The following is a 24,010-nucleotide window of genomic DNA, read 5'->3' as shown; positions in this document are numbered from 1 at the left end:
AATATGTAGTGCGGTATTGCAGCTGTGTTTCGGAGGGTTACAGACAAGTCATGTCCTTCGCCCCAAAATAGGGCGCTCTGAAAGCCGCGTGTTTACTGGCCTGCGTGAGGGTCGTGAATTTTCCGAGGGAATTTTGTATGACGAAGGGCGACAGTCGCGCATTGCTCGCAGAGCGACTCGGCGGCATAATGTAGCCCCTTTTTTAAGCCCCTACATGTGGAAGGTTCCCGTGACTCAGAAGCCCGACCAGTGTCTTGGTGAGTGGATTGATCGTGAAGCACTTGCAGAAGCGATGATTCCGCTGATCGGTCAGCTCTACCGCAACAACAATGTGGTGAGCTCGATCTATGGCCGCAGCCTGATCAACCAGTCTGTCATCGCGATTCTCAAGGCTCACCGCTTTGCTCGTCATCGTCAGAGCGACGATGCCGAACTGTCCGTCCACGAGACTTTCCCGCTGCTCAAGGCCATGAGCGAGCTCAAGCTGGGCGCCGCTTCGGTGGACCTGGGCAAGCTGGCGGTGAAATTCAAGGAACAAGGCAACGGCCGTAGCGCCGAGCAGTTCGTCCGTGAAGAACTGGCCGACGTGGTTGGCCAGCAGAACGCGGCCGCCCGCAAGGGTACCGACGTGGTGCTCTACGGCTTCGGTCGTATCGGTCGCCTGCTGGCCCGCATCCTGATCGAGAAGACCGGTGGCGGCGACGGCCTGCGCCTGCGTGCCATCGTCGTACGCAAGGGTGCCAACAACGACCTGACCAAGCGCGCCAGCCTGCTGCGTCGTGACTCGGTGCATGGTTCGTTCAACGGCACCATCGTCATCGACGAGGAAAACAACACCATCACCGCCAACGGCAACCTGATCCAGGTTATCTACGCGAAGAACCCGACCGAGGTGGACTACACCCAGTACGGCATCAAGGACGCCCTGCTGGTGGACAACACCGGTGTATGGCGTGACGCCGACGGCCTGGGCCAGCACCTGGCCTGCCCGGGTATCGACCGCGTGGTCCTGACCGCGCCGGGCAAGGGCAAGCTGAAGAACATCGTGCACGGTATCAACCATGCCGAGATCACGGCCGAGGACAAGATCGTTTCGGCGGCGTCCTGCACCACCAACGCCATCGTTCCGGTACTGAAGGCGGTCAACGACAAGTTCGGTATCGTCAACGGTCACGTTGAAACCGTTCACTCGTACACCAACGACCAGAACCTGATCGACAACTTCCACAAGGGCGATCGCCGTGGCCGCAGCGCCGCGCTGAACATGGTCATCACCGAAACCGGCGCTGCCACCGCTGCCGCCAAGGCCCTGCCTGAGCTGGCCGGCAAGCTGACCGGTAACGCGATCCGCGTTCCGACGCCGAACGTGTCGATGGCGATCCTGAACCTGAACCTGGGCACCGCCACCACTCGCGAAGAGATCAACGAGTACCTGCGCTACATGGCGCTGCACTCGGACCTGCACAAGCAGATCGACTTCGTGAACTCGCAGGAAGTGGTTTCCACCGACTTCGTCGGTTCGCGCCACGCCGGTGTGGTCGACGCCGAAGCGACCATCTGCAATGACAACCGTGTTGTTCTGTACGTCTGGTACGACAACGAATTCGGTTACAGCTGCCAGGTGGTCCGCGTGATGGAAGACATGGCCGGGGTCAACCCGCCAGCGTTCCCACGCTAAGCGACTGCAAATGAAAACGCCCCGACTTGTCGGGGCGTTTTTTTTGAGGCGCATTCAAGGAGGAGTTGCAGGGCATCTTTCGCGGGCAAGCCCCGCTCCTACAGGTTTGGGTCGTACATTGGATTCAGGTACGACTTCGGGCTGTAGGAGCAGGGCTTGCCCGCGAAGCTTCTCTTATCTTACGCCGCGGTCTGCGCGGTGCGCAGCGCATGCTTGTTGCCACGGAACAGTACCAGCGTCGCGATCAGTCCCAGCACCGCTGCGCCGCTGAGCCAGATGCCCGGTGCGGCCTTGTTGTCCAGTACATGGATCAGGTAGGTGCAGGCCGCCGGCGTGAAGCCGCCGAAGGTCGCGGTCGCCAGGCTGTAGGCCAGGGAGAAGCCGGTGGTACGCACTTCGGTCGGCATGATTTCGGTCAGGGCCACCACCATCGCACCGTTATACGAACCGTAGAGGAACGACAGCCACAGTTCGGCGATCAGCAGTCGGCTGAAGCTCGGGTCGGCCACCAGCCAGGACAGCACCGGGTAAGCGGTGAGGATGGCCAGGATGGTCGCCGCCAGCAGCAGTGGCTTGCGGCCGATCTTGTCGGAAACGCTGCCCATCACCGGCAACCAGAAGAAGTTCGACAGGCCGATGCACACGGTCACCAGCAGAGCATCGAAATCCGACAGGTGCAGTTCGGCCTTGCCGAAGGTCGGGGTGTAGGCGGTGATCAGGTAGAAGGACACCGTGGTCATCACCACCATGGCCATGCCTGCCAGCACCAGGCCGAAGTTCTGGCCGATCGAGCGCATCACTTCCGACAGGGTTGGGCGATGCTTGCGTGCCTGGAATTCGGGCGTTTCCTCCAGCGAGCGACGGATGATGAAGATCGCCGGAACGATCAGGCAGCCGACCAGAAACGGTACGCGCCAGCCCCATTCCCCCATCTGCTCGGGGCTCAGCCAGTGGTTCAGGCCCACGCCCAGCAGGCCGGCGAAGACCACCGCGGCCTGTTGGCTGGCGGACTGCCAACTGACGAAGAAGCCCTTGCGGCCCGGTGTCGAGATCTCGGCCAGGTAGACCGAGACGCCGCCCAGTTCCACGCCCGCGGAAAAGCCTTGCAGCAGGCGGCCCAGTAGCACCAGCAGGGGAGCGGCGACGCCGAGGGTCGAGTAGCCCGGCACGCAGGCGATCAGCACCGTACCGGCGGCCATCAGGGCCAGGGTGATGATCAGGCCCTGGCGGCGACCGTGGCGGTCGATGTAGGCACCGAGGAAAATCGCCCCCAATGGACGCATCAGGAAGCCGGCGCCAAAGGTGGCCAGCGAGAGCATCAGGGAAGCGAAGGCGCTGTCGGAGGGGAAGAAGGTTTTAGCGATGGCCGTGGCGTAGAAGCCATAGACCATGAAGTCGAACATCTCAAGGAAGTTGCCGCTGACAACGCGAAAGATCGCCTTGCCCTTGCCCGTATTCGAGGCCATTTTTATTCACTCACTTTGGCTGTCTTATAAGCAATCCTTCGTTTTGCTCGTCCTTACTGACTCTTTCAAGCATGCACACGCTGGCAGAACAGTTTTGTAACGATATGTGTATTAAGGTTGTCGGGCAACAAAAAAACGAGCTTGCTGGCTAAATGGCATAAGCCACGGGGTAGAGCGTTCGCCGTGGATCTTAGGGAAGTGGGAAGCATGCATTGCCCTGATGAATACTGGGCCTGCTTTAATTTGGCGCATAATGGGTAGCTCTGAATTGTGCCGACTGCGAGCCTATGCCCTCTCTTCAGTTCTTCAGGATGGTTCTGCGATCACCCGGCCCATGGCTGGCGGGTGCGGTCCTGGCGCTGTCGACCGGTTGCGACGGGCAGGGCGCGCTGGAGCGTTTTGGCGGCCCGACCATGGGCAGCAGCTACTCGCTCCAGTATGTGCGCCGTGCTGGCGGGCCGGCGCCTGCCAGGGTCAAGGACGAGGTCGAGGCGATCCTGGCCCAGGTCGACCGGCAGATGTCGACCTATCGCGGCGACTCGGACATCGTCCGCTTCAATGCTTTGCCGGCCAACCGTTGTCAGGTCATGCCAGCGTCGATTCTCGAACTGGTGCGCACGGGGGAGGCGCTGTCCGTTGCGAGTGACGGTGCCTACGACCTGACGGTCGAACCGCTGATGAATCTCTGGGGCTTCGGCCCGCAGGGGCGTGTGGAAAAGGTCCCGGATGCCGCGCAACTGGCGGCGGCCCGCCAGCGGGTCGGCCATTCCCATCTGCATGTCGATGGCGAACGCTTGTGCAAGGACGCCGCGGTGGAGGTCGATTTCGACAGCATTGCCGCAGGCTACACTGTGGACCGGATTGCCACGCGGCTGGCGCAGATGGGGATCGACAGTTTTCTCGTCGAGGTCACGGGCGAGCTCAAGGCCGTGGGGCGCAAGCCCGATGGCGGTTCCTGGCGGGTTGCCCTGGAGGCGCCGCGGGACGATCGGCAGGTCGCGCAACGGATCGTCGACATCGACGGTTATGGGGTGTCCACTTCAGGTGACTATCGCAATTATTTCGAGCAGGATGGCAAGCGCTATTCCCATACCTTCGATGCGTTGACCGGCGCGCCGGTCACCCATGACCTGGCGGCGGTCACGGTGATTCATCCCTCGACGCTGATGGCCGATGGCTTGTCGACGCTGTTGCTGATCCTCGGCCCGGAGCGGGGTTGGGACTATGCGGAAAAACACGATATCGCTGCTTTTTTTGTGATCCGTGCCGATAAAGCTTTCGTCACACGAACGAATTCGGCGTTTGACAGATTGCCGAAGGCTGCTGCGCATTAACATGTAGTGCAGGCAAAGCTGGCTTACGACGCGACCAAGGGTTAATGTGCGCGGCGTTCACGCATCTATAGACTGCACACCGAGATTTGATCCTTCATGTCGCTGCCGCGACGTGATTTAGCCGCAGGTGCCAGAGGGGTGCCTCGGCCTGTTCTGAGGAGTACGCATGGCTGTCTACAACTACGACGTAGTGGTACTGGGTTCCGGCCCCGCTGGAGAGGGTGCGGCAATGAACGCCGCCAAGGCAGGGCGCAAGGTCGCGATGGTCGACAGCCGCCGTCAGGTCGGTGGCAACTGCACCCACCTGGGGACCATCCCGTCCAAGGCCTTGCGTCACTCCGTGCGGCAGATCATGCAGTTTAACACCAACCCGATGTTCCGGGCCATCGGCGAGCCGCGCTGGTTCTCCTTCCCGGACGTGCTCAAGAGCGCCGAGAAGGTGATCGCCAAGCAGGTCGCCTCGCGCACCGGCTATTACGCCCGCAACCGGGTCGACCTGTTCTTCGGTACCGGCAGCTTCGCCGACGAACAGACCGTCGAAGTGGTCTGCCCCAACGGCGTGGTCGAAAAACTGGTGGCCAAGCACATCATCATCGCCACCGGCTCGCGTCCCTATCGCCCGGCCGACATCGATTTCAACCACCCGCGTATCTACGATAGCGACACCATCCTCAGCCTGGGCCACACTCCGCGCAAGCTGATCATCTATGGTGCCGGGGTGATCGGTTGCGAATACGCGTCGATCTTCAGTGGCCTGGGGGTACTGGTCGAGCTGGTGGACAACCGTGACCAGTTGCTGAGCTTCCTCGATTCGGAAATTTCCCAGGCGTTGAGCTACCACTTCAGCAACAACAACATCACCGTGCGCCACAACGAGGAGTACGACCGGGTCGAGGGCCTGGACAACGGGGTGATCCTGCACCTGAAGTCGGGCAAGAAGATCAAGGCCGACGCCTTGCTCTGGTGTAACGGCCGTACCGGCAACACCGACAAGCTGGGCATGGAGAACATCGGCGTCAAGGTCAACGGCCGTGGCCAGATCGAGGTGGACGAGAACTACCGCACCTGCCAGCCGAACATCTACGGTGCCGGCGACGTGATCGGCTGGCCGAGCCTGGCCAGTGCCGCCCACGACCAGGGCCGCTCGGCCGCGGGCAGCATCGTCGACAACGGCAGCTGGCGGTATGTCAACGATGTGCCGACCGGTATCTACACCATCCCGGAGATCAGTTCGATCGGCAAGAACGAGCATGAGCTGACCAAGGCCAAGGTGCCGTACGAAGTGGGCAAGGCATTCTTCAAGAGCATGGCCCGCGCGCAGATCGCCGGCGAGCCGCAAGGCATGCTGAAGATCCTGTTCCACCGCGAGACCCTGGAAGTGCTTGGTGTGCACTGCTTCGGCTACCAGGCTTCGGAGATCGTCCACATCGGCCAGGCGATCATGAACCAGCCGGGTGAGAACAACACCCTGAAGTACTTCGTCAACACCACCTTCAACTACCCGACCATGGCCGAAGCCTATCGGGTAGCTGCCTACGATGGCCTGAACCGGCTTTTTTGAGCGGCTCCGGCCGGTGGCCTGAGCCGGCCGGGGAGACCGATTTCAGCCTTTCCCAAGTGTGGCCGTGGCCAAACCGGGAAAGTCTGTAATCAGGCTATCGACGCCGAAGTCGGCGAGCCTGCGCATCAGCGCCGGCTCGTTGACTGTCCACACCGACACGTGCAGACCCTGACGCTGGGCCTTGAGCAGGCGTTCCGGGGTGCAGAGTGTCCAGTTCAGTGCCAGGAACTCGCAGCCATAGCTCTGGGCGACCTTCAGTGGGTCGAGCCAGGCATATTCGGCCACCAGGCCGCGTGAGAGGTCCGGGGTCAGCTCCAGGGCGGCCTTGAGCACTTCGCGGGAGCTGGAGGTGATGGTGACCTTGTCCAGCAGGCCGAAACGCTGTGCCAGTTCTCGAATCGCCAGTACCGTGGTCGCCGCGCGGGTGCGCGAGGCGCTCTTGACCTCCAGTTGCCAGTGCTCGAAATCGCACTGCTCGAACAGTTCCTCCAGGCGCGGGATCGGGCAGGCGGTGAGCCAGCCGGGGCCACCCTTGCGCGCATCGTAGGTCACCAGCTCGGCGGCGGTGTGCTCGACCACCTTGCCACGCCGGTCGGTGGTGCGTTTGAGGGTCGGGTCATGGATGACCATCAGTTCGCCATCCATGGACAGGTGCAAGTCCAACTCGCAGCGGCGGACGCCGTGTTTGAGGCATTCCTGGAAACTGGTCAGGGTGTTTTCCGGCGCTTCGCCTTTGGCGCCACGATGGCCATAAATCAGAGTCACGACTGCTCCTTACAAGGGAAAAATGATTCGGCAAGTAATCGGGGGCGCACGATGAACCCGAGGCTCAATGGGCTTCGGGGTCGTTCTGCTCGCGGGCCAGGCGCCGTTGCTGCGCCTGTTTCTGCAAGATATAGCGGGCCAGCAACTGGCGCTGGGCATCGGTCAATGATTCGAACTCGGTGCCGATTTCGAACGAGCCCAGGCTTTGCGGTTCGCAATGGGTGACCTTGGCCCGCAGCAACAGGCCCAGTGCCTGCGGCATCAGCACCAGCTTGATCGCCAGTCGGGTGCCGGCCGGGTAGGCCACGTCATGGCCGAACTCGATACCGCCTTCGGAGAGGACCACCGACTGCGGCTCGCCGATTTCGCCGAGGATGGTCATGGCCATCACCTGGCTCAGCAGATCGATGCGCTTGTTCTGGGATTTCAGGTAGGCTGAGAGGGCGCGGTCGCGCTCGGTGACCTGGCGCAGCAGGTGCTGCGACTCGAACTCGCTCAGGTGCAGTTCGCTCAACAGGTTGAAGAGCGGCGACGCATCCTGCAACACATCCTTGCCCGCTGCGTCGGCGGCGGACAGGGGGCGGATTTCCAGTGCGATCGTGTCCTCGATACGGTAGTATTCGCGGCGATCTTCTTCATCTAATGTCGACATGGCGAACCCAAGGCAGAGGCAATGGTCTGAGTGTAAAGCTGCTGACCCGCCCTCGCCACATGGACGTCTTCTTTTCCTTCGAACCAGCCCCCGACATGTTCAGACCACTCTTCGTATTTATCGGTACGCGTTATACCCGTGCAAAGCGTCGCAACCATTTTGTCTCCTTCATCTCCCTGACTTCGATCATCGGCCTCGCCCTGGGCGTGGTGGTGATGATCGTGGTGCTGTCGGTGATGAACGGCTTCGACCGGGAAATGCGCGATCGCGTGTTGGGCATGGTGCCCCACGCCACCATCGAATCGGGCGAGCCGATCAGCGACTGGCAGAGCCTGGCGGACAAGGTCCGGCAGAACCCGCAGGTGGCCGCCGTGGCACCCTTCACCCAGATGCAGGGGCTGCTGACCAACAACGGCCAGGTGCAGAAGGTGCTGCTCAACGCCATCGACCCGGCGCAGGAGCGCAAGGTGTCGATCATCGACCGCTTCATGCAGCAGGGCCAGCTCGATGCCCTGGCGCCGGGCAGCTTCGGCATCGTCATCGGTGACAAGGCCGCGACCAAGCTTGGCGTCGGCCTTGGCGACAAGCTGACCTTCGTCGCCCCGGAGGTTTCGGTGACGCCGGCGGGCATGTTCCCGCGGATGAAGCGCTTCACCGTGGTCGGGATCTTTCATGTCGGTGCCGGCGAGCTGGATGGCTACCTGGGCCTGACCAACCTCGACGACCTGGCGCGCCTGCACCGCTGGAAGCCGGACCAGGTCCAGGGGCTGCGGCTGAAGTTCGACGACCTGTTCCAGGCGCCGCGCACGGCCTGGGAGATCGCCCAGCAGTTGGGCGACAACCATTACTACGCTCGTGACTGGACCCGTACCCACGGCAACCTGTACCAGGCGATCAAGATGGAAAAGGCCATGATCGGCCTGCTGTTGCTGCTGATCGTCGCGGTTGCCGCGTTCAACATCATTTCGACGCTGGTGATGGTGGTGAACGACAAGAAGGGCGATATCGCGATCCTGCGCACCCTGGGCGCCACGCCCGGGCAGATCATGGCGATCTTCATGGTCCAGGGCAGTGTGATCGGCGTGGTCGGCACACTCATTGGTGCGGCGGTGGGGATCTTCGCCGCGCTGAATGTCAGTGCCGCGATCTCCGCCCTCGAAGGCCTGATCGGCCACAAGTTCCTCAATGCCGACGTGTATTTCATCGACTACCTGCCGTCCCAACTGATGGCCGAGGACGTGTTGATGGTCTGTGGCGCGGCATTGGTCCTGAGTTTCCTCGCCACCCTGTATCCAGCCTGGCGTGCGGCGCGCACCCAGCCTGCGGAGGCGCTACGTTATGAGTGAGTTGGGCATGAGTGATAAAGCAGTGCTGAGTTGCCGCAACCTGGGCAAATCCTACGAGGAGGGCCCGGAGTCGGTGGTGGTGCTGTCCGGTCTGCAGCTTGAGCTGTACGCGGGCGAGCGGGTGGCGATCGTCGGCAGTTCCGGTTCGGGCAAGAGTACCTTGCTCAACCTGCTGGGCGGTCTGGATACGCCGTCCAAGGGGAGTGTCTGGCTGGCCGGCGAGGAGTTGTCGGCGCTGGGCGAAAAGGCCCGTGGATTGCTGCGCAATCGTGCGCTGGGCTTCGTCTACCAGTTCCACCACCTGCTGCCGGAATTCACCGCGCTGGAGAACGTCTGCATGCCGCTGCTGATCGGCCGTACGGCGATCCCCGAGGCGCGTCAGCGCGCCACGGCGTTGCTGGAGCGGGTAGGGCTGGGGCATCGCCTGGAGCACAAGCCGGCTGAGTTGTCCGGCGGTGAGCGCCAGCGCGTGGCGATCGCCCGGGCACTGGTGAACAAGCCCGGCCTGGTGATGCTCGACGAGCCGACCGGCAACCTCGACCACCATACCGCCCAGGGTATCCAGGACCTGATGCTGGAGCTCAGCACTTCGATGCAGACCGCGTTCCTGGTGGTGACCCATGACATGAACCTGGCGCGCCAGATGGACCGTGTGCTGCACCTGACCGACGGCAAGCTGGTCGCAATCTGATTCGCCCTGGCCGGCCCCGTGGGTGTCCTCGGTGGCCGGCTCGATTATTTTCTACGGTGGCCTGCGAATGTTCAGACCGTTATCGATTTTCATCGGCACGCGCTACACCCGTGCCAAACGCCGCAACCGTTTTGTCTCGTTCATCTCGATGACCTCGATGATTGGCCTCGCCCTGGGCGTGCTGGCGATGATTGTGGTGCTGTCGGTGATGAACGGCTTCCAGAAGGAAATGCAGTCGCGGATTCTCGGCATGGTGCCCCACGCGACCATCGTCGGGGTCAAGCCCATCGACGACTGGCAGCCGGTGGCTGCCGCGGCGATGCGCAATCCCCAGGTCACCGCGGCGGTACCGTTCACCGAGATGGACGGCATGCTGTCGTACAAGGGGGCGATGCAGCCGATCCAGATCAGCGGGGTCGACCCGGCCCAGGAAGGCAAGGTCTCGATCGTTGCCCAGCATATCGTCCAGGGCAGGCTGGAAGACCTGAAGCCGGGCGAGTTCGGCGTGGTGATCGGTGAGATCACCGCCCGGCGTTTCCGCCTCAATGTCGGCGACAAGCTGACCCTGATCGTTCCGGAAGTGAGCGCCGATCCGGGTGGCATCACCCCACGCATGCAGCGCCTGAACGTGGTGGGCGTGTTCAAGGTCGGTGCCGAACTGGATGGTTCCATGGCGTTGATCCACATGGCCGACGCGGCGCAGATCCAGCACTGGCAGCCGAACCAGGTGCAGAGCGTGCGCCTGGCGGTCAAGGACCTGTATGCCGCGCCGCAGGTCTCCACCGCCATCGCCGGCGACCTGGGCGCCGGCTACAAGGCCGATGACTGGACTCACACCCAGGGCAGCCTGTTCAGCGCGATGAAGATGGAAAAGACCATGATCGGCCTGTTGCTGCTGATGATCGTCGCGGTGGCGGCGTTCAACATCATCGCGACGCTGATCATGGTGGTGAACGACAAGGGCGCGGACATCGCCATCCTGCGTACCATCGGCGCCACGCCGCGGCAGATCATGGCGATCTTCATGGTCCAGGGCACGGTGATCGGCATCGTCGGCACCCTGATCGGCGGTGTGCTCGGCGTGATCGCGGCGTTGAACGTCAGTGAGCTGGTGGGCTGGATCGAGCGGATCAGCGGGCAGCACATCTTCAGTTCCGACGTGTACTTCGTCAGCAACCTGCCGTCGCAGTTGCAGGGGGGGATGTGGTGTTGATCTGTTCGGCCGGGTTCATCATGAGCTTTCTCGCGACGCTCTATCCGGCGTATCGCGCGGCGAAGACCGAGCCGGCGCAGGCGTTGCGCTACTCGTAAGCCGGGATACCGTTTTCGCGGGCAAGCCCGGCTCCTACAGATCGGTGTCGTATGCATCATGGGTGAACGACGCCGGACTGTAGGAGCCGGGCTTGCACGCGAAGAGGCCCTCAAGCCTGGCACGGCAATTCGATGATGAACCGTGTCCAGCCTACCTCCGATTCACAATGAATCCGCCCACCATGGGCCCGCACGATCGACTGGGTAATCGCCAGTCCCAGGCCGGCATGCTCGTTGCTCCCTTCATGGCGGGCCGGATCCGCCCTATAGAACCGGTCGAACAGCCGCGGCAGCGCTTGCGCCGCGATCCCTTCACCGCTGTTCTGCACACTGACACGCAGGCCTGCTGCCGTCGTCTCCAGATTGATCCGGATTTCACCACCCATCGGCGTGAAGCGCAGCGCGTTGTCCAGCAGATTGGACAGCGCCCGGCGCAACATGCTGCGATCGCCCAGCAGTTTCGCCGTGCCGCTGCGGCTCACGCGGACCTGGTTGTCTTCGGCCAGGGGTGCGAAGAACTCCAGCAGCACATCGGCCTCGTCGGCCAGTTCCAGCTGCTCGAACCTCGGGTTCAGCAGGCCATGGTCGGCCTTGGCCAGGTAGAGCATGTCGTTGACCAGTTGCGCCATCCATTGCAGTTCTTCGAGGTTGCTGTGCAGCGCCTCGCGATAGTCCTCGAGTGGGCGTGGTCGGGTCAGGGTGACCTGGGTGTGGGTGAGCAGGTTCGACAGCGGCGTGCGCAGTTCGTGGGCGATATCGGCGGAGAACGCCGAGAGTCGCTGGAACGAGTCCTCCAGGCGCCCGAGCATGGCGTTGAAGGCCTGCCCCAGCTCGGCCAGCTCCGCCGGCATCTGCCCGATGTCCAGGCGTTGGGTCAGCGAGTGGGCACAGATGCCGCCCGCCACTTCGCTCATGCGTCGCAGGGGGCGCAGGCCGCTGCGGGCGGCCCAGGCGCCGAGCAGGGCGGTGGCCAGGGCCGAAAGGCCGACCGTCAGCCAGATCAACTGCTGCATGCGCTGCAGGAAATGCTGGTGATGGGTGATGTCGAGGATCAGCGTCAGTTCGGCGGAGTCCGCCCGGCCCGGCGTCAGCGGTACATTGAAGATCCGGTAGGCGCTGGTGCCGCTCAGCAGGCTGTTCAGTCCGGCTTGGGCGGGCAGTTTCTCGGGCAGGGCGCGGGCGCTGTCGAACCAGAGCTGGCCGTCGGCGCCGTGGATTCTCAGGGCCAGGTCGGGGCGCAGGTTGATTTCGCCTTGCAGGCGCTCGTGCAGCGGCTGGAAGTCGCCGAGGTCGGCCACCTGGCCCAGCAGGCTGCGCAGTTCGGCCAGGCGCCCATCCAGCAACTGCTGGTCGAGTTCGACGAAGTGCGACTCGCTGGCCCGGCTGAACAGCACGCCGGCCACCAGCGACACCGTTGCGGTACAGGCGGCGAACAGCAGCGCCAGGCGCCCGGCGAGAGACAGACGCCGCATCACAGGGCCCGTTCTTCGAGTACGTAGCCCATGCCGCGCACGGTATGGATCAGCTTGTTGGAGTGGGCATCATCGATTTTCAGGCGCAGGCGGCGGATGGCGACCTCGATGACATTGGTGTCGCTGTCGAAATTCATGTCCCAGACCTGGGAAGCGATCAGCGATTTGGGCAGCACTTCGCCCTGGCGGCGCAGGAGCATTTCCAGCAGGGCGAATTCCTTGGCGGTCAGGTCGACGCGCTGGCCGGCCCGTTCGACCCGGCGGCGGATCAGGTCCAGGCGCAGGTCGGCAACCTGCAGGCTGGTGTCCTGGGTATTGCCGCCACCACGGCGCAGCAGGCTGCGGACCCGGGCCAGCAGTTCGGAAAAGGCGAAGGGCTTGACCAGGTAGTCGTCGGCACCCAGTTCCAGGCCGTGGACCCGGTCTTCTACCGCGTCGCGGGCAGTGAGGAACAGCACCGGGATTTCCAGGCCGGCGGCGCGCACCGTCTGGAGGATCTGCCAGCCGTCGCGGCCGGGCAGCATGACGTCGAGGATCAGCAGGTCGTAGTCGCCGGTCAACGCCAGGTGCTGGCCGCTGGTGCCATCCGCCACCAGCTCGCAGTTGAAGCCGGCCTCGTTGAGGCCCTGGCGCAGGTATTGGCCGGTTTTCGCTTGGTCTTCGACGATCAGCAGTTTCATGGATGACTCGTGGCAAATGGAACGGTAACGTTATACAGGTCGTCCGGCGCTTCGGGCCCAAGCTGACAAAGTTGTAATCTGCCGGTCAGGCTGGTGGCAGCGCTCTGGTTCTACAGTCTTGCACAGAGTGAAACCTATTCCATTGGAGTGTGACCATGTTTGTGCGCAACAGCCTCGTGTTTGCCGGTCTGCTGCTGAGTTCCGCGGCCCTGGCCTCGCCCGCCGGGCATTATGACTTCGGTCAGCCGGCGCCGGCCTCGAAGGCGACCCGTACCATCGAAGTGACCATGACCGATATCGCGTTCGATGCCAAGGAGCTGGAGGTCAAGGCCGGCGAGACCGTGCGTTTCGTGCTGGTCAACAAGGGTCAATTGCTGCATGAGTTCAACCTGGGCGAGGCGGCGATGCATGCCGCGCACCAGCAGGAAATGCTCAAGATGCAGCAGAGCGGCATGTTGACGCCGACCGGCATGAAGATGCCGGCGATGGATCATTCCAGCATGGCGGGCGGTGCCATGGATCACGGCATGATGAAGCATGACGACCCCAACAGCGTGCTGGTCGAGCCGGGCAAGACCGCCGAACTGACCTGGACCTTCAGCAAGGCCGGCAGCCTGGAGTTCGCCTGCAATATCCCCGGTCACTACCAGGCGGGCATGGTTGGCCGGCTGAAAATTGACCGCTGAGGCAGGTCGTCTGACTTTGCACGCTGAAAGCCGGGCGTAAACCCGATAGACTTGTCGGGTTCATTCTTTCAGGTTTTCGTTATGCATCCCGCAGCCGAACATTCGCCGCTGGGCAAGTCCAGTGAATACATCGCCACTTATACGCCTTCCTTGCTGTTCCCGATTCCGCGCGCCGCGAAATGGGCCGAGCTGGGGTTGAGTGCCGAGACCTTGCCCTATCACGGCGTGGACTTCTGGAACTGCTTCGAGCTGTCCTGGCTGCTGCCGTCCGGCAAGCCGGTGGTGGCCATCGGCGAGTTCAGCATTCCGGCCGACTCGCCGAACATCATCGAGTCCAAGTCGTTCAAGCTGTATCTCAACTCCCTGAACCAGACGCCATTTGCCGATATCCCGAGCCTGGAGGCGGTGCTGCGCGCCGATCTGTCGGCGGCGGCGGGCAAGCCGGTGGGGGTGCGTATTCGTCGGCTGGGCGACGTACAGGCAGAAGGTGTGGTGGCCTTGCCGGGCACCTGTATCGATGACCTGGATATCAGTGTCAGTGACTACGCCCATCCGCGTCCTGAGCTGCTGCGTTGCGATCCGTCGCGCGTGGTCGAGGAAAGCGTGCACAGCCATCTGCTCAAGTCCAACTGCCCGGTGACCAGCCAGCCGGACTGGGGCAGCGTGGTGGTGGAGTATCGCGGGGCGGCGCTGGACCATGCCAGCCTGCTGGCGTACCTGGTGAGTTTCCGTCAGCACTCGGACTTCCACGAGCAGTGCGTGGAGCGGATCTTCCTCGACCTGCAGCGGTTGCTCAAGCCGGAAAAACTGACGCTGTATGCGCGCTACGTACGCCGGGGCGGGCTGGATATCAACCCGTACCGCAGTACCGAGGTGGTGGCGTTCCAGAACCGGCGGCTGGTGCGCCAGTAACCCTTCTGGTACGCCCCTGTGGGAGGCTGTTCCCCTCAGAGCTGACGGCTTCTGCGCAGCGGGTCAGGCCAAGTGAGCAGGCATGAAAAAGCCCCGACGAGTCGGGGCTTTTTCCATTGCGCTGTCGCTTAGGCCTGAACGACCGGGATCTTCGCGTTGGCCGCGGCTTCGCGGAACTCGGCGATCTGGTCGAAGCTCAGGTAGCGATAGATGTCGGCAGCCATGCTGTCGATGTTCTTCGCGTACTCCATGTACTCCTCGACGGTCGGCAGCTTGCCGAGAATCGAAGAGACCGCCGCCAGCTCGGCCGAAGCCAGGTAGACGTTGGTGGAGTCACCCAGGCGGTTCGGGAAGTTACGGGTCGAGGTGGAGACCACGGTCGAACCGGTCTGCACACGTGCCTGGTTACCCATGCACAGCGAGCAGCCCGGCATTTCCATGCGCGCACCGGCCTTGCCGTAGATGCCGTAGTAGCCTTCCTCGGTCAGCTGGTGAGCGTCCATCTTGGTCGGCGGAGCCAGCCACAGACGGGTCGGGATGCCACCCTTGACCTTGTCCAGCAGCTTGCCGGCAGCGCGGAAGTGACCGATGTTGGTCATGCACGAACCGATGAACACTTCGTCGATCTTGTCACCGGCAACGGTGGACAGCAGACGGGCGTCGTCCGGGTCGTTCGGCGCGCAGAGCACAGGCTCCTTGACGTCGGCCAGGTCGATCTCGATGACCGCGGCATACTCGGCGTCCTTGTCGGCTTCCAGCAGTTCCGGCTTGGCCAGCCAGGCTTCCATCGCCTGGGCGCGACGCTCCATGGTGCGGGCATCGCCGTAGCCTTCGCCGATCATCCAGCGCAGCAGGGTGATGTTCGACTTCAGGTATTCGGCGATCGCCTCTTCCGGCAGCTTGATGGTGCAGCCGGCAGCGGAGCGCTCGGCCGAGGCGTCGGACAGTTCGAAGGCTTGTTCGACGGTCAGGTCGTTCAGGCCTTCGATCTCCAGGATGCGGCCGGAGAAGATATTCTTCTTGCCTTTCTTCTCTACGGTCAGCAGGCCCTGCTGGATCGCGTAGTAAGGGATGGCGTGAACCAGGTCGCGCAGGGTGATGCCAGGCTGCAGCTTGCCCTTGAAGCGAACCAGTACCGACTCGGGCATGTCCAGCGGCATGACGCCGGTGGCGGCCGCGAAGGCCACCAGGCCGGAACCGGCCGGGAAGGAGATACCGATCGGGAAGCGGGTGTGGGAGTCGCCACCGGTGCCGACGGTGTCAGGCAGCAGCATGCGGTTCAGCCAGCTGTGGATAATGCCGTCGCCTGGACGCAGGGACACGCCGCCACGAGTCATGATGAAGTCGGGCAGGGTGTGGTGGGTCTTGACGTCGATCGGCTTCGGATACGCCGCGGTGTGGCAGAAGGACTGCATCACCAGGTCGGCGGAGAAGCCCAGGCAGGCCAGGTCCTTCAGTTCGTCACGGGTCATTGGACCGGTGGTGTCCTGGGAGCCGACGGTGGTCATCTTCGGTTCGCAGTAGGTGCCAGGGCGGATGCCCTCGACGCCGCAAGCCTTGCCGACCATCTTCTGCGCCAGGGTGAAGCCCTTGGTGCTGGCCGCCGGTGCTTCAGGTGCCTTGAACAGGTCCGATGGTGGCAGGCCCAGCTCGGCGCGAGCCTTGCCGGTCAGGCCGCGACCGACGATCAGCGGAATACGGCCGCCGGCGCGGACTTCGTCCAGCAGTACTTCGGTTTTCAGTTCGAAGCTGGTGACCAGCTCGTCGCTGCCGTGGCGGCGCACTTCGCCCTTGAACGGATAGACGTCGATGACGTCGCCCATGGCCAGGTTGGTGCAGTCGAATTCGATCGGCAGGGCGCCGGCGTCTTCCATGGTGTTGTAGAAGATCGGGGCGATCTTGGTGCCGAAGCAGAAGCCACCGGCGCGCTTGTTCGGTACGTACGGAATGTCGTCGCCGAAGAACCACAGCACCGAGTTGGTAGCGGATTTGCGCGAGGAACCGGTACCGACCACGTCACCGACGTAGGCAACCGGGAAGCCCTTGGCCTTGACCGCTTCGATCTGTGCCAGTGGGCCGACCGAACCTGGCTGCGAAGGCTCGATGCCGTCGCGGGCCATTTTCAGCATGGCCAGGGCGTGCAGCGGGATGTCGGGGCGCGACCAGGCGTCCGGGGCAGGGGACAGGTCGTCGGTGTTGGTTTCGCCAGGCACCTTGAACACGGTCAGGGTGTATTTCTCGGCGATGGCCGGACGGGCGGTGAACCATTCACCGGCGGCCCAGGATTCCAGGACGGCCTTGGCGTGGGCGTTGCCAGCCTTGGCTTTTTCAGCCACGTCGTGGAAAGCGTCGAACATCAGCAGGGTGTACTTGAGTTGCTCGGCGGCAACCGGCGCCAGCTCGGCGTCGTCCAGCAGGGCAACCAGGGTCTCGATGTTGTAGCCGCCCTGCATGGTGCCGAGCAGTTCAACCGCGCGCTTCTTGTCCAGCAGCGGGGACTTGGCTTCGCCCTTGGCCAGGGCGGAAAGGAAGCCGGCCTTGACGTAGGCGGCTTCGTCCACTCCAGGCGGAACGCGGTTGGTGATCAAGTCTACGAGGAAAGCTTCTTCGCCAGCCGGGGGATTCTTCAGCAGCTCGACCAGGCCTGCGGTTTGTTCGGCGTTAAGCGGCTGGGGCACGATACCCAGGGCTGCGCGCTCTTCGATATGTTTGCGGTAGGCTTCAAGCACAGTTATTACCCTCATCAGTGGTCCCAAATGGGTGTCCGGGACGCTCATCCAGAAATGCACGGCACTCATGCGCTGTAGGGGCTTTTTGGGCCGCTTGGCCAGAGTTTCCGCGATTTCCAACAGAAGCTGTTTTCAAAGTTTTACGCCTTCGGAACGGAGCAGATGAGGGTCGGCGCGGGAACTTCCGGGCGGAAATTCCCGAGCCAACGTCGTTCTTCAGGATGAGGGTGACTGACACCCGGCGGATGAAGCGCCCTGGGACGGCTCCACCCTAAACTGTGCTCGTGACGCTTTGAAAACAGCTTCCAACGGACATTGGCGCCTAAAAAGGCAGAACGATTCTACGGCATATTCCAAAGAAAGGTAAGGTAAGCCCTACAGGTTCGGGGGTGACCCTTGTTAGACAAAGGGCTAACATGCGGGCCTGTTTTGCTTCCGCGCGTTTGTCCTGCCCATGCCCAATCAGACTATCAAGACCCCCTGCGTCGGCCTCTGCTCCACGGTTTACGGTGACCTGGTGTGTCGCGGCTGCAAACGCTTCCACCATGAAGTGATCCACTGGAATGGCTACAGCGAGGAGCAGAAGCGTGCGGTGTGGCTGCGTCTGGAACAGTTGCTGGTGCAGGTGATGGTGGCCAAGCTGGAGGTGTTCGACCCGCTCAGGCTGCGCCAGCAACTGGAGGCGCGCAAGATCCGCTTCGTGCCCCATCAGTCGGAGTATTGCTGGGCCTATCAGCTGATTGCGCGAGGAGCGCGGGTGATCAACCAGCTGGAGGCCTATGGCATGGTGCTGCTGCCGGAGTTTCGTGACTGGGGGCTGCCGGAGTTGCGCGATGCCATCGATCGCGAGTTCTTCCTGCTGTCCGAGGCGCACTACGAGCGCTATATCGCGCCGGGGTTTCTCAAGGAGGCGCTGGGCCCCTGAACCGGACGCCGGCAGGCCTCAGCCCCTGGCCAGTTCCTCCAGGTGGTCGGTGATCTCCTGGGTCTTGAGCACCAGCACATCACTTTCCAGTGAGTCCAGCACCACTTCCGCGGTATTGCCGATCAGTGCCCCGGAAATCCCGGTCCGCGCCACCGTGCCGATCACCGTGACCACCGCGCCCAGCTTGTGGGCCGTGTGCGGAATCAAGACGTCCGCCGGCCCCTCGGCAATGTGCAGGTGTTCGTCATCGACGTCGAATTCCGCCTGGAAGGCCCGGCATTGCTCGCGATAGCGCGCCTCGATGGTTTCCCGCAACTGGTACACCGGATCGGCGGCCGAGAGCATCGGCGAGGGATGGGCGCTGATCACGTGAAGGTGGCCCTTGGCCAGGCTGGCTATGTCATAGCCATGATCGATGATGTTCGCGTGCAGGTGTCGATGGCCCTCGTCGGCGTTGCCGACATCCACCGCGGCGAGAATCACCCCGCCGGCCCAGGGCGTCTCGGTCTTGACCATCAGCACCGCGCAAGGGCAGAAACGCAGCAGTTTCCAGTCCGAAGGGGTCAGCAGGGCCCTTTTCAGCGGGCTGTCGGGGCGGTGCTGCTTGATCACCAGGCCGCAGCCTTCGGCCTGTTGCACGCCGATGATGGTGTCGTGCAGGGTCTTGTCCCAGGACTGTTCCGCCGTGGCGCTGTAGCCGTCGTCATGCAACTGGCTCTTGAGCAGCGAGAGCAGGGCGCTATGGTCGTGCCGCGGGTCGCACATCAGCAGATGCAGGTGGGCATCCGTGACCTTGGCGATCAGTTTGGCGCGGTTGAGCGCCAGGCTGTGGGCGTGATCGGGGTCGAGTATCACCAGAATGCTGCGAATGGCTTGCATGGTCAGCGTGCTCCCAGAGGTTCGAAGGCGGCATGACCTAACTATAGTTGCCCTGCGTTCGCCCCGAACTTGATGCATATCAAGGACGATGGCTGGTGGTCCGCCCCGGGACCCGTATAATCGGCGGCCTTGAGTTGCCTGACCCCTTGTGAGCCCCATGTTGCCGATTCTTTCGTTGTTCGACCCCCTTCGCTGCGCACTGCCGGGAGCCTTCCTGTGAACCTGCCGGAAATTCATGAGTTTCTCGGCTGTCGCACGCCGGACGCCTGGGTGCAGGCGGCGCTGGCCGATCAGGAAACCCTGCTGATCGACCACAAGAACTGCGAGTTCAAGGCGGCGAGCACGGCCCTGAGCCTGATCGCCAAGTACCATTCGCATGTCGACCTGATCAACATGATGTCGCGGCTGGCGCGGGAGGAGCTGGTGCACCACGAGCAGGTGATGCGCCTGATGAAGCGTCGTCGGATCGACTTGCGCCAGCTTTCCGCCGGCCGCTACGCCTCGGGCCTGCGCAAGGTGGTGCGCAACCACGAGCCGGTGAAACTGGTGGACACGCTGGTGGTCGGGGCCTTTATCGAGGCCCGCAGTTGCGAGCGTTTCGAGGCCCTGGTGCCGCACCTGGATGAAGAGTTGGGCAAGTTCTATTTCGGCCTGCTCAAGAGCGAGGCCCGGCATTTCCAGGGTTATCTGAAGCTGGCCTACCAGTATGGCGACGCTGCGGATATCGCCCGGGTGATCGAGAAGGTCCGGCTGGTGGAGCAGGAGCTGATCGAGTCGCCGGACGTCGAGTTTCGCTTCCACAGCGGTGTCCCGGCTGTCTAGTGGCCTGTGTGGCTAATTCGCACACTCAACGCCGGGTCCAGGGCTTCGCCAGACTGCGTTGCCATTCCTGGCCGTAGCTCGGCTACGACTCGTCATGGCGCCTTGCCTGGCAAACCCCTGTACCCGAATTTGAGTATTCGAGTTAACCGTACAGGCCACTAGGCGCGAACCAGCTTTTCCAGTGCCGCCTCGGCCAGGAACGACGAGCGGCTCTTGATCCGGTGGTCGCGCACGTAGCGGTCGATGCGCTGGATCACGAAGCCGGGAAGGGTCACGTTGACCTTCTCGGTCTTGCCCAGGTAGGGCGAAATATCGATTTCCAGCAGGCCCCAACCCATTTCGGCAAAGTCGGGGTTTTGCCGGTGGGCCAGCAATGGCGACGGCATCGGTACCCGCTCGCCGCTCGAGGCGATTTCCTCCAGGCGGATGTGGGCGATCTCGATGGCGGCGTCATAGGCTTCCTCGAAGCTGTCGCCGGCGGTCACGGCGCCTGGAATGTCCGGGATCTGTACGCCGGTGGCGGTGTGTTCATCACCCCATTCAATGGCAATGGGATATTGCATGATGTCCTCCTGGGTGAGCCGGTTCATGGCAGGCCCGCCCGTTTCCTTGTTTTTCAACCCTTGAAGCCCTGACCAACTGGTTCAGGAAAGCCTGACTGTCCTTCCATCAGACAGCGATTTCGAAGGTGTTCCCAGAGTTATTTCTCGAAAGTCGGCGCCACTCGTCTCCCGGCAGGTGAGGCGAGGTGGCAGGGCCGGCGTTCAGTGCGCTTTCGTCCAAGCCGGAGGCTGCCTATTTCCGCCGGCTATCAGTCGGTGCCTTCCATCGGTTGTTTGAAAAGCTTGCTAACAATTTCTTTGACATTAACTGCCTAGGCAGTAATATCTGAGCAACTCTCTGCCTAGGCAGCTTTCTGGTGACTCTATGAAGCATTTCCTTCCGGAAAACTTTCACAACTGCCATCTCGGCCTGCTCCTGGGGCGCGCGGCGTTGCTCAAGGACCGGATCATCGATACCCACATGGTGCCGTACGGCATTACCGCGGCGCAGTTCAAGGTGCTGATCATCATGGCCCAGTTCGGCGTCGATTCGCCGGCCGAGCTGTGCCGCCACCTGTCCATCGACAGCGGCTCGATGACGCGGATGCTCGATCGCCTGGAGCAGAAGGAACTGCTGGTGCGCCAGCGTTCGGAGGGCGATCGGCGTCAGGTCCGTCTGGTACTGACCGAACAGGGCCAGGCCCTGGCGGACCGCCTGCCGGAAATCGGCGCCGACGCCATGAACGAATTGGCGGGTGCGATCACCCGGGACGAGCTGCAGACCCTGGAAGACATTCTCAAGAAGATTTTGCTGGCAGCCGGGGACTCGATCACCCAGTTGCGGCTGGGTGAAAAAAATGAACGGTAAAACCTTGCGCAGCGGTTTCAGTCTGATGTTCCTGGCGATGGCCCTGGCGGGCTGTGCCAGCTACCAGGGGCTGACGACGTCTGGAGTGAGCCTGGAGGCGAAGGATCTCAAGGCCGAACAGTCGCTCAAGGGTATCCGGCTGTCGCCGGCGGCCTGGCCGTCGACCGACTGGTGGAAAAGCCTGGGCGACCCGCAGCTCGACGGGCTGATCCAGGAAGCGCTGCGCGACAGCCCGGACATGCAGGTCGCCAGTGCGCGGACCCACCAGGCCAGCGCCGCGGCCTATGCCGCCGATGCCGCCCGCCTGCCGACCCTCGATGCCAGCGCCGGGGTGACTCGTTCCCGCCTGCCTCGTGACCAGGACCCGAGCGGGCAGGGTGGCAACTACGACACCGTGCGCAAGCTGGGCCTGGACTTCAACTACACCTTCGACCTCTGGGGCGGCCAGCGTGACGCCTGGGAGGCCGCGCTCGGTCAGGCGCGGGCCGCCGAGGTCGACCAGCAGGCGGCACGCCTGACCCTGGCCGGCGATGTGGCGCGGGCCTACAGCAACCTGGGCGAGGCGCATATCGTCTATGACCTGGCCAACGATGATCTCAAGCGCACCCGGCAGATGCTCGAACTGGGCCAGCGCCGCCTGAGTGCCGGAATCGACAGCCACTATCAGTATCAGCAGACCGAAAGCCTGGCCGCCAGCTCCGAGGAGCAGGTGATCGATGCACGCAAGAAACTGCAGAGCGCCAAGGTCGCCCTGGCCGTCTTGCTGGGCAAGGGGCCGGACCGCGGCAACGAGCTGGCCCGGCCGAAAATCCTCCAGCCTGCGGTGGTCGCCCTGCCTTCGAGCCTGCCGGCCGAGCTGCTGGGCCGGCGTCCGGACCTGGTGGCCGCGCGTTGGCGGGTCGAGGCCGCGAGCAAGGATATCGCCGCCGGCAAGACGCGTTTCTACCCCAATCTCAACCTGAGTGCCGCGGCCGGCACCGAGGCCTTGCTGGGCGACGCCCTGTTCGGTTCGGCCAGCCGTTTCTTCAGCATCGCGCCGACCGTTTCGCTGCCGATCTTCGACGGCGGCCGCCTGCGCGCCGGGCTCGATGCGAAGGATGCCGACTACGACCTGGCGGTGGCGCAGTACAACAAGAGCCTGGTCAAGGCGCTTGGGGATGTCAGCGACACGATCCAGCAGTTGCGCGAGATCGTCCGGCAGATCGCTGTCCAGCAGCATGCGGCGGATATCGCCCAGCAGTCCTATGACACCGTGGTCCAGCGTTATGGCGCCGGCATCGGCAACTACCTGGACGTGCTGACCATCGAGCAGACCCTGTTGCAGGCCCAGCGCCAGCTGGCGGAACTGAATGCCCAGCAGATCGACCTTTCCATTCAACTGATGCAGGCCCTGGGCGGCGGATTCCACGCCGAGAACATCGCCCTGGGCGATTCGAGCCCGGCTGCACGGACCCACTAATTCAAGGTACTTGTCATGGCTAACCCTGCCCAAAACAACTCCGTTGAAAACAACCCCGGTGCCGCCAACTCCGGCAAACGCAAGATCATGCTCCTGGCCCTCGCCCTGGTGGTCGCCGTCGGCGGCGCGGCGGTCTGGGGCTGGCACGAACTCTACGGGCGCTGGAGCGAAAGCACCGACGACGCCTACGTCAATGGCAACGTGGTGGAGATCACGCCGCAGATCACCGGTACGGTGGTCAGCATCGGTGCCGATGACGGTGACCTGGTCCATGAGGGGCAGGTGCTGGTGAACTTCGACCCGAGCGATGCCGAAGTCGGCCTGCAGAGCGCCGAGGCCAATCTGGCCAAGACCGTGCGCCAGGTGCGCGGCCTGTACAGCAACGTCGACGGCATGAAGGCCCAGGTGGTGGCGCAGAAGGCGGCCGTGCAGAAGGCCCAGGAAAACTACACCCGCCGCAGGAATCTCGCCGCCAGCGGTGCGATCTCCCAGGAGGAACTGTCCCACGCCCGTGACGACCTGACCTCGGCCCAGAGCGCCTTGAGCAACGCCGAGCAGCAACTCAACAGCAGCAATGCACTGGTCGACGACACGGTGGTGTCCAACCATCCCGATGTGAAGGCGGCCGCTGCCCAGTTGCGCCAGGCGTACCTGGCTCATGCCCGGAGCACGCTGGTCGCGCCGGTGACCGGTTATGTCGCCAAGCGCACCGTGCAGCTCGGTCAGCGTGTACAGCCGGGGGCCGCATTGATGGCGGTGATTCCGCTGGACCAGTTGTGGATCGATGCCAACTTCAAGGAAACCCAGCTGCGCCAGATGCGGATCGGCCAGGCGGTGGACATCGAGGCCGATCTGTACGGCAGCGACGTGAAATACAGCGGTACCATCGACAGCCTCGGCGCCGGTACCGGCAGCGCCTTCGCCCTGTTGCCGGCGCAGAACGCCACCGGTAACTGGATCAAGATCGTCCAGCGGGTGCCGGTGCGTGTGCACATCAACGCCGAGGATCTGGTCAAGCATCCGCTGCGGATCGGCTTGTCGACCCAGGTCGAGGTCGACCTGCACGACCAGAGTGGTCCGGTGCTGGCACAGCAGCCGCCCCAGAAGGCTTCGTTCAGCACCAACGTCTATCAGCAGCAGTTGGCTGACGCCGATGCGGTGATCAACCGCCTGATCCATGAGAACAGCGCAACGGCGGCCAAGACCGCGCAGCGCTGAGTCGCCAGTCCCCC

Annotated in this window: 20 protein-coding genes and 1 pseudogene; 13 read left to right on the top strand and 8 right to left on the bottom strand. The window is 63.1% G+C overall.

Annotated features, from left to right (window positions below; genetic code table 11):
* Positions 1-214 precede the first annotated feature (214 nt).
* Positions 215-1,678, top strand: a complete 1,464-nt coding sequence (locus tag ACM62G_RS02370; RefSeq protein ID WP_054057095.1) for a glyceraldehyde-3-phosphate dehydrogenase — start codon at positions 215-217, stop codon at positions 1,676-1,678.
* 179 nt (positions 1,679-1,857) lie between these two features.
* On the opposite strand, the gene ACM62G_RS02365 is transcribed toward ACM62G_RS02370, so the two are convergent.
* Complete coding sequence (locus tag ACM62G_RS02365) at positions 1,858-3,144, bottom strand: MFS transporter (RefSeq protein ID WP_017906674.1); 1,287 nt, start codon at positions 3,142-3,144, stop codon at positions 1,858-1,860.
* Positions 3,145-3,455: 311 nt separating this feature from the next.
* On the opposite strand from ACM62G_RS02365, the gene ACM62G_RS02360 reads away from it, so the two are divergent.
* Positions 3,456-4,478, top strand: a complete 1,023-nt coding sequence (locus ACM62G_RS02360; RefSeq protein WP_419736624.1) for an FAD:protein FMN transferase — start codon at positions 3,456-3,458, stop codon at positions 4,476-4,478.
* Positions 4,479-4,644: 166 nt separating this feature from the next.
* Entirely contained in the window at positions 4,645-6,039 is a 1,395-nt protein-coding gene (gene sthA, locus ACM62G_RS02355) for a Si-specific NAD(P)(+) transhydrogenase (protein ID WP_054060446.1), read from the top strand.
* Positions 6,040-6,081: 42 nt separating this feature from the next.
* On the opposite strand, the gene ACM62G_RS02350 is transcribed toward sthA, so the two are convergent.
* The gene (locus tag ACM62G_RS02350; protein WP_054060447.1) at positions 6,082-6,804 is read right to left on the bottom strand and encodes a glycerophosphodiester phosphodiesterase; all 723 of its coding nucleotides are present in this window, start codon (positions 6,802-6,804) and stop codon (positions 6,082-6,084) included.
* 64 nt (positions 6,805-6,868) lie between these two features.
* Positions 6,869-7,456 (bottom strand): PilZ domain-containing protein, encoded by a 588-nt coding sequence (locus ACM62G_RS02345; protein ID WP_054060448.1) that lies wholly within the window; start codon positions 7,454-7,456, stop codon positions 6,869-6,871.
* Between the two features lie 95 nt (positions 7,457-7,551).
* On the opposite strand from ACM62G_RS02345, the gene ACM62G_RS02340 reads away from it, so the two are divergent.
* From ACM62G_RS02340 to ACM62G_RS02330, 3 genes and pseudogenes are all read left to right on the top strand, one after another.
* On the top strand, positions 7,552-8,802 hold the full coding sequence (locus tag ACM62G_RS02340; protein ID WP_273826391.1) for a lipoprotein-releasing ABC transporter permease subunit: 1,251 nt from the start codon (positions 7,552-7,554) through the stop codon (positions 8,800-8,802).
* A 7-nt stretch (positions 8,803-8,809) separates the two neighbouring features.
* Positions 8,810-9,493 carry a lipoprotein-releasing ABC transporter ATP-binding protein LolD gene (gene lolD, locus ACM62G_RS02335; RefSeq protein WP_162491352.1) on the top strand — a complete coding sequence of 228 codons (684 nt, stop codon included), beginning with the start codon at positions 8,810-8,812 and terminating at the stop codon, positions 9,491-9,493.
* Positions 9,494-9,560: 67 nt separating this feature from the next.
* Positions 9,561-10,804, top strand: a pseudogene (locus ACM62G_RS02330) (lipoprotein-releasing ABC transporter permease subunit).
* A 110-nt stretch (positions 10,805-10,914) separates the two neighbouring features.
* Here ACM62G_RS02330 and ACM62G_RS02325 read toward each other — a convergent pair.
* Both ACM62G_RS02325 and ACM62G_RS02320 read right to left on the bottom strand, forming a co-directional pair.
* On the bottom strand, positions 10,915-12,276 hold the full coding sequence (locus ACM62G_RS02325; protein ID WP_419736623.1) for a heavy metal sensor histidine kinase: 1,362 nt from the start codon (positions 12,274-12,276) through the stop codon (positions 10,915-10,917).
* The gene (locus ACM62G_RS02320; protein ID WP_054063875.1) at positions 12,276-12,956 is read right to left on the bottom strand and encodes a heavy metal response regulator transcription factor; all 681 of its coding nucleotides are present in this window, start codon (positions 12,954-12,956) and stop codon (positions 12,276-12,278) included. The genes ACM62G_RS02325 and ACM62G_RS02320 overlap by 1 nt, the downstream gene beginning before the upstream one ends.
* Positions 12,957-13,111: 155 nt before the next feature.
* Here ACM62G_RS02320 and ACM62G_RS02315 point away from each other — a divergent pair, with 155 nt between their 5' ends.
* Together ACM62G_RS02315 and queF are read left to right on the top strand one after the other, a co-directional pair.
* Positions 13,112-13,642 (top strand): cupredoxin domain-containing protein, encoded by a 531-nt coding sequence (locus ACM62G_RS02315; RefSeq protein ID WP_054060716.1) that lies wholly within the window; start codon positions 13,112-13,114, stop codon positions 13,640-13,642.
* Between the two features lie 81 nt (positions 13,643-13,723).
* Positions 13,724-14,554 (top strand): NADPH-dependent 7-cyano-7-deazaguanine reductase QueF, encoded by an 831-nt coding sequence (queF, locus tag ACM62G_RS02310; protein WP_419736622.1) that lies wholly within the window; start codon positions 13,724-13,726, stop codon positions 14,552-14,554.
* 128 nt (positions 14,555-14,682) lie between these two features.
* Here the strand turns inward: queF and acnB are convergent, their stop codons facing one another.
* A complete protein-coding gene (acnB, locus tag ACM62G_RS02305) occupies positions 14,683-17,283 on the bottom strand; it encodes a bifunctional aconitate hydratase 2/2-methylisocitrate dehydratase (protein WP_054060714.1) in 2,601 nt (866 codons plus the stop codon).
* 454 nt (positions 17,284-17,737) lie between these two features.
* Here acnB and ACM62G_RS02300 point away from each other — a divergent pair, with 454 nt between their 5' ends.
* On the top strand, positions 17,738-18,208 hold the full coding sequence (locus ACM62G_RS02300) for a DUF1289 domain-containing protein (RefSeq protein ID WP_054060713.1): 471 nt from the start codon (positions 17,738-17,740) through the stop codon (positions 18,206-18,208).
* An 18-nt stretch (positions 18,209-18,226) separates the two neighbouring features.
* On the opposite strand, the gene ACM62G_RS02295 is transcribed toward ACM62G_RS02300, so the two are convergent.
* Positions 18,227-19,087 carry a universal stress protein gene (locus tag ACM62G_RS02295; RefSeq protein ID WP_054060712.1) on the bottom strand — a complete coding sequence of 287 codons (861 nt, stop codon included), beginning with the start codon at positions 19,085-19,087 and terminating at the stop codon, positions 18,227-18,229.
* A gap of 216 nt (positions 19,088-19,303) precedes the next feature.
* On the opposite strand from ACM62G_RS02295, the gene ACM62G_RS02290 reads away from it, so the two are divergent.
* Entirely contained in the window at positions 19,304-19,909 is a 606-nt protein-coding gene (locus tag ACM62G_RS02290; protein ID WP_419736621.1) for a tRNA-(ms[2]io[6]A)-hydroxylase, read from the top strand.
* 158 nt (positions 19,910-20,067) lie between these two features.
* On the opposite strand, the gene ACM62G_RS02285 is transcribed toward ACM62G_RS02290, so the two are convergent.
* Positions 20,068-20,472, bottom strand: a complete 405-nt coding sequence (locus tag ACM62G_RS02285) for a type II toxin-antitoxin system HicB family antitoxin (protein ID WP_054060717.1) — start codon at positions 20,470-20,472, stop codon at positions 20,068-20,070.
* Between the two features lie 364 nt (positions 20,473-20,836).
* Between ACM62G_RS02285 and ACM62G_RS02280 the strand changes: the two genes are divergently transcribed.
* From ACM62G_RS02280 to ACM62G_RS02270, 3 genes are read left to right on the top strand one after another with little or no spacing between them, the layout of a single operon-like run.
* A complete protein-coding gene (locus tag ACM62G_RS02280; protein WP_273826346.1) occupies positions 20,837-21,319 on the top strand; it encodes a MarR family winged helix-turn-helix transcriptional regulator in 483 nt (160 codons plus the stop codon).
* Positions 21,309-22,778, top strand: coding sequence for an efflux transporter outer membrane subunit (locus ACM62G_RS02275; protein WP_419736620.1), 1,470 nt, complete (start codon positions 21,309-21,311; stop codon positions 22,776-22,778). The genes ACM62G_RS02280 and ACM62G_RS02275 overlap by 11 nt, the downstream gene beginning before the upstream one ends.
* A 15-nt stretch (positions 22,779-22,793) precedes the next feature.
* A complete protein-coding gene (locus ACM62G_RS02270; protein WP_419736619.1) occupies positions 22,794-23,996 on the top strand; it encodes an efflux RND transporter periplasmic adaptor subunit in 1,203 nt (400 codons plus the stop codon).
* Positions 23,997-24,010: the final 14 nt, after the last annotated feature.

It is taken from the genome of Pseudomonas sp. COR18 (assembly GCF_048568395.1).
Classification (GTDB): Bacteria; Pseudomonadota; Gammaproteobacteria; order Pseudomonadales; family Pseudomonadaceae; genus Aquipseudomonas; species Aquipseudomonas fuscovaginae_B.
This window is presented reverse-complemented; position numbering and strand designations above follow the sequence as displayed.

Excerpts from the sequence above, each read along its gene's own strand:
- ACM62G_RS02285 (WP_054060717.1), bottom strand. The coding sequence starts at position 20,472 with ATGCAATATCCCATTGCCATTGAATGGGGTGATGAACACACCGCCACC.
- lolD (WP_162491352.1), top strand. The coding sequence starts at position 8,810 with ATGAGTGATAAAGCAGTGCTGAGTTGCCGCAACCTGGGCAAATCCTAC.
- sthA (WP_054060446.1), top strand. The coding sequence starts at position 4,645 with ATGGCTGTCTACAACTACGACGTAGTGGTACTGGGTTCCGGCCCCGCT.
- ACM62G_RS02295 (WP_054060712.1), bottom strand. The coding sequence starts at position 19,087 with ATGCAAGCCATTCGCAGCATTCTGGTGATACTCGACCCCGATCACGCC.
- ACM62G_RS02325 (WP_419736623.1), bottom strand. The coding sequence starts at position 12,276 with ATGCGGCGTCTGTCTCTCGCCGGGCGCCTGGCGCTGCTGTTCGCCGCC.
- ACM62G_RS02365 (WP_017906674.1), bottom strand. The coding sequence starts at position 3,144 with ATGGCCTCGAATACGGGCAAGGGCAAGGCGATCTTTCGCGTTGTCAGC.
- ACM62G_RS02345 (WP_054060448.1), bottom strand. The coding sequence starts at position 7,456 with ATGTCGACATTAGATGAAGAAGATCGCCGCGAATACTACCGTATCGAG.
- ACM62G_RS02275 (WP_419736620.1), top strand. The coding sequence starts at position 21,309 with ATGAACGGTAAAACCTTGCGCAGCGGTTTCAGTCTGATGTTCCTGGCG.
- queF (WP_419736622.1), top strand. The coding sequence starts at position 13,724 with ATGCATCCCGCAGCCGAACATTCGCCGCTGGGCAAGTCCAGTGAATAC.
- ACM62G_RS02320 (WP_054063875.1), bottom strand. The coding sequence starts at position 12,956 with ATGAAACTGCTGATCGTCGAAGACCAAGCGAAAACCGGCCAATACCTG.
- ACM62G_RS02370 (WP_054057095.1), top strand. The coding sequence starts at position 215 with ATGTGGAAGGTTCCCGTGACTCAGAAGCCCGACCAGTGTCTTGGTGAG.
- ACM62G_RS02315 (WP_054060716.1), top strand. The coding sequence starts at position 13,112 with ATGTTTGTGCGCAACAGCCTCGTGTTTGCCGGTCTGCTGCTGAGTTCC.
- ACM62G_RS02270 (WP_419736619.1), top strand. The coding sequence starts at position 22,794 with ATGGCTAACCCTGCCCAAAACAACTCCGTTGAAAACAACCCCGGTGCC.
- ACM62G_RS02300 (WP_054060713.1), top strand. The coding sequence starts at position 17,738 with ATGCCCAATCAGACTATCAAGACCCCCTGCGTCGGCCTCTGCTCCACG.
- ACM62G_RS02340 (WP_273826391.1), top strand. The coding sequence starts at position 7,552 with ATGTTCAGACCACTCTTCGTATTTATCGGTACGCGTTATACCCGTGCA.
- ACM62G_RS02360 (WP_419736624.1), top strand. The coding sequence starts at position 3,456 with ATGGTTCTGCGATCACCCGGCCCATGGCTGGCGGGTGCGGTCCTGGCG.
- ACM62G_RS02280 (WP_273826346.1), top strand. The coding sequence starts at position 20,837 with ATGAAGCATTTCCTTCCGGAAAACTTTCACAACTGCCATCTCGGCCTG.